Here is a 1,795-nt window from a genome sequence, read left to right as displayed (position 1 = left end):
CGACGAGGAGAACCGGGCCCTGCGCATCGCCGCCGACCGCCTCGGCATCCACCCGCCCGCCCAGCGGCGCACAGGCGGGGAGGCGGACACGGCGGCCGATCTGACGGTCACCAGCCGATCGGACGCGAACCCCGAGCCGTCGGCCGCCGTCCTCCTGCTCACCGGTCCGGTGACGGACGAACTGCCGTCCCCGGCCCTCACCCCCGAGGACGATCCGCTCGCGCTGCGCCTCGCCCTCCTCGAACACCCCGTCACGGCCCCGGTCCGGCTGACCACCGACACCCTCGCGGACGCCGCCGACAAGCTGACCCGCTGGCGCGCGCTCGTCGCCGACCTCGCCTCCATGCCCTCCGGCCCGCCGGAGGCCGACATGGTCGCGGCGAGCTTCGACGCCCTCGACGACGACCTGGACGCCCGGGTCACGCTGCGCGCACTCGACGCCCTGGAGGCCCGCACCGACCTGTCACCCGGCACGCGCTTCGAGACCTTCGTGCGCCTGGACCAGATCCTCGCCCTCGAACTCGGCCGCGACATCGGCCGCGGGCCCCGCTGAGCGCGAGCCCGTCGACCTGCAGGGGAGGTAAATTCGGGAGCGAAGCGCCCGCCGAACGTGGCACGGTGACGGGATGAATCCACCGACCTCCGAGCAGACCGACCCCGCCCGCGGTCAGGTGATCGTCGTGACGGGTCCGCCCGGCGCCGGAAAGAGCACCGTGGCGGCGCTCCTCGCCGATCGGCTGTCCCCGAGCGTCCACCTGCACAGTGACGACTTCTGGCGCTACATCAAGCAGGGCCGGCTCCCGCCCTACCTGCCCGAGGCCCACCGGCAGAACCAGGTGGTCCTGGACGTCCTGGTCGCGGCGGCGTTCGGCTACGCCGCCGGCGGCTACCACGTGGTGTACGACGGCGTCGTCGGCCCGTGGTTCGTCGACCTCTTCCGTACCGCCGCCGAGGCGCGGGGCGTGCCGCTGAACTACGTCGTCCTCCGCCCGGACCAGCGCACCACCCTGGACCGGGCGACCGGCCGCACCGGCGACGCCCTGACCGACCCGGAACCGATCCGGTCGATGTACGCCCAGTTCAGCGACCTGGGCGTCTACGAGCCGAACGTCCTGGACTCCAGCGACCTATCGGCGGAGGCGACCGCCGACCGCATCCTGGCGAACCTCGGGAGGGGCGCCTACCTGGTCGAGAGCCATCGGCCATAAGACGGCAACGCTCTGAGGCGGGTCGGTGGGCTGTGAGACCTCGGGATCTCGTACCAGCAGCCTGCCTCATGAGCACGGTCCTGTCGTATTGCCGACGGCAGCGCAGGATTCCAGGCGCCGACGCGCGGACTCCCGGAGCTCGCCCGCGAGCGGGTCGGTGGAGAGCACGACGAGCCGGGCCCGGGCGGGAGGCGTGTCGGGGGCGTGGCGGCAGGCGGCATCCTGCACGCCGGGTTCGCAGTCGTCGAGTCCCTCCTCGGTGAAGCCGTCCGCCGTTGCTGCGGGGGCGCAGCCGCGTAGGCCTTTGAGGATCGCCTTGCGGGCGTAGGAGTGGATCGTCGACTCCCAGGCGCAGACGAGGGCGTCGGTTGCCTCGGTGGTGCCGAGCCGGCCGAGGCCCCGCGCGGGTGTCTCGGCTGCGCACCAGTCTTCCGCGTCAACTGCTTTGGTGAGGAGGTCCAGGAGGTACGGGCTGTCCTCTTGCTCGCCGGATCCGGACAGGACTCCGGCGGCGAGTTGCCGGAGCGTGCCGTCGCTGCTGCCCGTCCACGCACGGGCTCGGGCGACGGCGGCGCTGCCGAGGTGGC

Annotated in this window: 3 protein-coding genes; 2 read left to right on the top strand and 1 reads right to left on the bottom strand. The window is 73.0% G+C overall.

Going from position 1 to position 1,795, the window contains the following annotated elements; all coding sequences use genetic code 11:
- Both AB0O00_RS37775 and AB0O00_RS37770 read left to right on the top strand, forming a co-directional pair.
- Window positions 1–553 (top strand): hypothetical protein (locus tag AB0O00_RS37775; protein ID WP_363659218.1); only part of this gene is annotated, 553 nt, incomplete at its 5' end.
- A 73-nt stretch (window positions 554–626) separates the two neighbouring features.
- Complete coding sequence (locus AB0O00_RS37770; protein WP_363659217.1) at window positions 627–1,208, top strand: AAA family ATPase; 582 nt, start codon at window positions 627–629, stop codon at window positions 1,206–1,208.
- 66 nt (window positions 1,209–1,274) lie between these two features.
- Here AB0O00_RS37770 and AB0O00_RS37765 read toward each other — a convergent pair.
- Window positions 1,275–1,795: HEAT repeat domain-containing protein (locus AB0O00_RS37765; RefSeq protein ID WP_363659216.1), on the bottom strand; the 521-nt coding region annotated here is incomplete at its 5' end.

It is taken from the genome of Kitasatospora sp. NPDC093558 (assembly GCF_040683475.1).
Taxonomy (GTDB): Bacteria; Actinomycetota; Actinomycetes; order Streptomycetales; family Streptomycetaceae; genus Kitasatospora.
Note: the sequence above shows the minus strand (reverse complement) of the source record. Positions and strands in the feature narration are given on the sequence as shown.

Excerpts from the sequence above, each read along its gene's own strand:
- AB0O00_RS37770 (WP_363659217.1), top strand. The coding sequence starts at position 627 with ATGAATCCACCGACCTCCGAGCAGACCGACCCCGCCCGCGGTCAGGTG.